We start from the raw sequence: 6,244 nt of genomic DNA, 5'->3' as shown, positions 1-6,244 counted from the left end.
AAAACACGATGAACACTGGGTTCTTGGCACTCTATATACTTTCTTACAAAAAAACATCAACTTCCACCTACAATGGAGGAAGTTGATGTCTATTCAGTACTAATATCCGGTAAATTATACTATTCAATAGGTTTGCTCAACCTTATAATTGCGGATTTTTTCTCGAAATGAAATTCTATTTACTCACTTCTTTAGGCAATTCTTGTTCATTTTCTTGTTCTTGTTCTTGTTCTTGTTCTTGTTCTTGTTCTTGTTCATATACCGGCTCTATTTCACTTAGACCAAGCGTTTGGTCTGTTGAAGTATGGATTTCGTGTAGAAGTTCAGGGTTATCCATTAGTTTCATACCATACGAAGGAATCATTTCTTTGATTTTCGGTTCCCATTCTTCCACATGTTGAGGGAAGCATTTATTGATTATCTCGAGCATCACGTGAACAGCAGTAGAAGCACCTGGGGAAGCGCCTAGTAATGCAGCGATCGAGCCATCAGCAGCTGTAATCACTTCCGTGCCAAATTGAAGTGTCCCTTTGCCGCTAGCCTCAGTATCTTTGATAACTTGGACACGTTGACCTGCTACGACTGAATCCCACTCCTCGAGTTTGGCGTTCGGGATAAACTCTCGTAACTCTTCAATGCGCTTTTCTTTCGATAACAGTACTTGTTGGATCAAGTATTTTGTCAATGACATCTCTTTTGCACCTGCTGCCAACATAGTTACAAAATTATCGGGTTTGATGGAAGTTACTAAATCAAACATTGAACCGGTTTTTAAAAACTTTGGTGAGAAACCAGCAAACGGTCCAAATAGCAACGTTTTTTTATTGTTGATGAATCTAGTGTCTAGATGTGGAACAGACATTGGTGGAGCACCAACTTTAGCTTTACCGTATACTTTTGCGTGATGCTGTTCTACAACTTCCGGGTTGTTACACACTAAAAATAGGCCGCTTACCGGGAATCCACCAATATGTTTCCCTTCAGGAATACCAGATTTTTGCAGTAAATGAAGGCTTCCTCCACCGCCACCTATAAAGACGAACTTCGCAGTATGGTGTTCAACGGTACTATTGTCGTTTCGTACTTTCAATTCCCACGAGCCGTCGCTAGTACGTTTAATATTTTCAACACTATGTTTGTATTTTATATCAACATTTGAATTCTTTAAGTGGTCAAGTAACATACGGGTTAAAGCGCCAAAGTTGACGTCAGTTCCAGAGTCAATTTTTGTTGCAGCAATAGCTTCATTTACTGGTCGGTTTTCCATTATAAGCGGAATCCATTCCATCAATTTAGCTGGGTCATCAGAAAACTCCATTCCTTTAAATAGTGGATTATTTGACATCGCTTCAAAACGTTTTTTTAGAAACTTTATATTATCTTCCCCTTGTACCATACTCATATGAGGCAATGACATGATAAAGTCCTGCGGATTATTTATAAGTTTCCTGTTTACAAGATAAGACCAAAACTGCATAGAAAGCTGAAACTGTTCATTAATATTGATCGCCTTGCTAATATCTATAGAGCCGTCTGGTTTTTCAGAAGTATAGTTAAGCTCGCACAATGCAGCATGTCCTGTTCCTGCATTATTCCATTCGTTAGAGCTTTCCTCACCTGCTTTGTCGAGCTTCTCAATAATTTTAATATTCCATTTCGGTTTTAATTCTTTCAACATTGTTCCCAAAGTAGCACTCATGATTCCGGCACCTATTAAGATAACGTCTGTTTTAGTTTCTTGGTTGCTCATTTTAACCTTCCTTACTCCCTATATTTGCAGAACGAATGTAGGTGGTATTGCTTAATCCACACACCGAGTCATACCTTTTCTGTTTCTATTATACCAATATTATAGTGTAAATTATATGTTGAATACGATTTACTATTATTTGATAATTATTAGCCGTTTAACTTCGTTCGTATTAAAACACCATGACGGTTTAAACTAGGCTTTGGTACCTCTGTATACTTTATTACTTCAACATTTCCAAAATGACTAAAATGTAGTGCTAACATTTTATATTCCTCTAATAGTAGATTTATTAATTGATAACCTCATGTCAAGTTGCCTATTTTTTAAAGCTAAAATTAATGCAATACCTACCATCACTGACCCTACCCATGGCGTATGCAGCAAGCCTATTTTCTGGATAATGATACCGCCACTAAATGAACCAATTACGATTCCAAGATGTAATGCAGCCGTATTAAGTGCTACTGCAGTTCCCTTAGCTCTAGGATGGTCGTCAGCTAACGACATACTATAAATTTGAACACTTGAACACATCATAAATGAAAAGAATCCAATACCCATTAAACTAACAATTCCTAAAATCTGAGATGGGGCTGTAAACGAGTAAGATAGTAAGGATATTGAAGTACTATTAAAAACACATTGAAATCTATGAAAAAAGAACCATATTAAAAATAAATTAAAAAGTATAATATATCTATAAATCTAATTTAACGTGATAAAGTAAACAAATAGACAATTTAGAATTCACACTATTAATCATTGGAAAATAGACATTCCAATGAGCCGTATTTCTCTAGAAACCACTTACATATATTTCGACTTGGGGGAACTTCATGTTAAAGACCGGCCGATTACCTATTATAGCGCTTCTTTTTATAGCAATTTTATTTTATGGTTGGAGTTTTCTTTTTAAAGATAATGAATGGGTTAGATTATTTGGTTTAAGTTTACTTCCAATCGTCGTTCGGACAATAAGTATGATATGGCTCTTCCAAGCGTATCAACGTGTTAAGAGTGGCCAGAGAATATTTTGGTTGTTATTAAGCATTGGGTTCTTAAATGCACTTATTGGTGATTTATTTTGGTTTTACTATCAAATTAGCGAAGGGTCTTCTTTAATTAGTAGTATTTCATCTATCTTTTGGGTATCGTCACACCTCTTCTATTTAATTGCATTAATTTATAAAACAAAAGAAATTGGCATTATCTTTTCTAACAAACCCTATGTCTTTAATATCGTAATTTATATGGTTACCGCAATCGCTATTAGTTACCACTATCTAATTAAGCCCGTCATAGAAAGTCTAGAAACATCTTTACTATACACTTCGATCGTAGTTGGTTTTCAAATTACAGACTTAGGTATCTTATTTTTCTTTATCATACTGTTCCACCTAGTTCAACATAAAAGAGAGCCTAATTTAATGCTATTTATCGTATTCGGGTTTTTATTCCAGGTTTTAACAGATTCTATTTACGCATATTACTCTGTTAGAGAAATCTATCAATCTGGTAATAGCATTGACTTGTTATGGATAGCTTCATCATTGTTCATTGGTTTTGCTGGTTTCTATGCGAAAGATCATGTAAATAAAGAAAAGCTAGATATAAAAAACCCTTTCGAAAAAAGAGAATTTATTTTTCCATATGCAAGCACAATGGTACTGCTCATCCTAGTCATTACTAGCTATCAATTGGATTTTAATGCGCTTAGCTTTGGACTGCTGATTGCCTTTTTTATGGTTATGGGAAGACAAATCACGGTTATTAATAAACATAATAAGCTACTAGTTGAATACAGACATTTAGCTTATCACGACCCATTAACTGGCATGAGTAATCGATTGAGCTTTATACAAGATATTGAAAACACACTACAGATTCACAAAAAGAACCATGTAGCACTACTATTAATTGATATTGACCGCTTTAAAGTAATTAATGACACCCTTGGACATCTTGTTGGAGATCATGTACTTATTAAAATCTCAGAACGCTTACGACAAGCCTTAGGAACAGCTGCACCTATCTATAGGTTAGGTGGAGACGAATTTGTCATTGTTATTCCTGAAGCAACTGAATTCAAAGCATCTAGCGTGGCCGAAACCGTATTGGAAAAATTTAAAGATTCATTCTTAGTCAATGACTACGACATTAACATAACACCAAGTATCGGAATCAGTATCTTCCCTGAACATGGAAAAAATAGTGAAGACTTACTTAAAAATGCGGATGCCGCCATGTACCTAGCGAAAGAAAACGGGAAAAATCACTACCGTTTTTATAACACTGAATTAAATCAAACCATGTCCCGCAAAATGAAAATTGAAAATGAATTAAGTAAGGCAATTGAAAGAAATCAATTGTCACTGTTTTACCAGCCAAAGGTAGATTTACATTCTAAGAAAATAATAGGGATGGAAGCATTGGTGCGATGGAATCATCCAGAACTCGGGTTCATTTCACCGGTTGAGTTCATTCCAATCGCAGAAGAAACAGGACAAATTGTCTCCATTGGTAAATGGGTTCTGAACACCGCTTGTATACAAAATAAAACGTGGCAAGAGATGGGGCTCTCTTCTTTTTGCATCTCTGTAAATGTATCCGTCCTGCAATTCCAGCAAGGTGATTTTTTGAAAGTAGTTTGTAACGCCTTGAAAGATTCCAACTTAGATCCTCAATACCTAGAAATAGAGATTACCGAAAGCGTTATGCAGAACATTAACGAGAGTATTGAAATCATGGAAGGATTCAGTAAAATGGGCATTCAGACGTCGATTGATGATTTTGGCACAGGGTATTCATCCTTACACATTCTTCGGAAGCTACCCATCCATACCATAAAAATTGATAAATCATTTATTGAAGACATTGAAGATCCAAATCAACAACCCTTTATAAAAGCTATTATCGACTTAGGTTTAAATTTAAATCTAAATGTGGTAGCGGAAGGAATTGAAAACGAAGAGCAACTACAAATCTTAGTTGATAACAAATGTACCATTGGACAAGGGTATCTTTTCTCAAAACCAGTAGACGCAACCGTATTCGAAAAAATGCTGAGTGAAAATAAACCACTCCTATCACAAGTAAAAGTAGGTCGCGAAGGTTAACCCCCCGCGCACCTATTTTTTTTCCGTAATTTAATCTTCGCCAAACTCAACGCCTTGATCTGAAGCTATTTTTCTGTATCGCTTGGAAATTAGTACCCTTTATCAATCATGAATATTAGGAAGTTCTATCGCTTCATTTAAATGTTGCACGAAACCACGTCAAGTTTAACGATTATCCTCAAGCAATTTTTGCCAAAGAAATTTTAAAAGGATTATTTTTGATTACAAAAATGAATTGATTTGATAATCTAATTTGTCTAATCAAGAAATATGAAATAATACTTATGAAAAATACCACTAGCGTTGCATAAATGGCGACTGAAAATTCAATCTATTTATTTTTGTGGGTAAAAGCCAAAAAAGGAAACACTCCAATAGAGGGGGCTCCATCCATTTGGTTTTTATTTACAATTAGACTTGTTCAACGATGACAGTTTGCTTATTACGGAACCACTTTTCCTTCGATTTTTCGAATCCAAAGATGTGCTGGTTTCCAAAGTGAAGCCTTTAAATATCGGCCTATTCGGAGGATTTTATACTTACTTCCCGTTGCGATCTGCGCTAACACGTGAAGACAGTAAACAATCAGTGCGATGAAAACCTGATTATGAATGGCTTGTTCACTTTGGCCGTAGAACTTTTTAATATTCAAATGTTGCTTGATCCACTTGAAAAATAGTTCAATCGCCCACCTCGACTTGTACATTTCCGAGATTTCTTCGGCACTCAAGTCGAAACGATTGGTGATTAACTGCAGTTCATTGCCTTTTGAATCGATGACTTTGAGTAAGCGAAAATAGTTTTCAGCACGGTTTTGTGTGGTGCCAATTAATACCATTTGGTCCGATATAACAGCGGAATCTTTGGGTAGTTTGAATTCATCAACCACTCGTACTACTGCGTTTTTGCGTGATCTAGTTAGGAAGAAGTACCCGTCATCTGTCATGCGATCGAAACGTTCATAATCTAAGTAGCCACGATTGAATACGTACATGCATTCTTTGTCATCCACCATCACTTCAAGTTGACCACGATCGTGTTCCTTCGCGTTTGTGAGCACGACTTTTTCGGGATATGAGAGTCCCTTTTCCATGAATACCAGACGTAAATGCAGCTTCACTCCTGCTTTCGTTTTACGGAATTTAGCCCATTTATGGTTCGTCAAATTCAGTGGTAACGTACTCGAATCAATGATTTTTAATGGCATCGTGATTTTTGAGTAATTCGTTTTCATCTGAATTTGAACAACTAAATCCAAAAACAATTGTTGGAAGATGTCTGAGTTCATGCTGTTAAGTCGCCGTGACAACTGAGCAACGCTAATAGAATCCAAGTTAGCACTCTTTTGAAGTTGGTCATCAAAAAGACAATCGCT

At 36.0% G+C, this 6,244-nt stretch carries 4 protein-coding genes; 1 reads left to right on the top strand and 3 read right to left on the bottom strand.

The window, feature by feature from the left end; genetic code table 11:
- Positions 1-175: 175 nt before the first annotated feature.
- Positions 176-1,750, bottom strand: coding sequence for a malate:quinone oxidoreductase (locus B371_RS0102335; protein ID WP_019412709.1), 1,575 nt, complete (start codon positions 1,748-1,750; stop codon positions 176-178).
- A gap of 267 nt (positions 1,751-2,017) precedes the next feature.
- On the bottom strand, positions 2,018-2,314 hold the full coding sequence (locus B371_RS0102325) for an MFS transporter (protein WP_019412707.1): 297 nt from the start codon (positions 2,312-2,314) through the stop codon (positions 2,018-2,020).
- Positions 2,315-2,589: 275 nt separating this feature from the next.
- Here B371_RS0102325 and B371_RS21105 point away from each other — a divergent pair, with 275 nt between their 5' ends.
- Positions 2,590-4,869, top strand: a complete 2,280-nt coding sequence (locus tag B371_RS21105; protein ID WP_019412706.1) for a bifunctional diguanylate cyclase/phosphodiesterase — start codon at positions 2,590-2,592, stop codon at positions 4,867-4,869.
- 442 nt (positions 4,870-5,311) lie between these two features.
- Here B371_RS21105 and B371_RS0102315 read toward each other — a convergent pair.
- Positions 5,312-6,244, bottom strand: a 933-nt coding sequence (locus tag B371_RS0102315) for an IS4 family transposase (protein WP_019412705.1), incomplete at its 5' end; no start/stop codon positions are given.

The sequence above is a fragment of the Paenisporosarcina sp. TG20 genome (genome assembly GCF_000286315.1).
In the GTDB taxonomy this organism is placed as follows: domain Bacteria; phylum Bacillota; class Bacilli; order Bacillales_A; family Planococcaceae; genus Paenisporosarcina.
The sequence above is the reverse complement of the archived record's forward strand: the minus strand, read 5'-3'. Positions and strand labels throughout refer to the sequence as shown.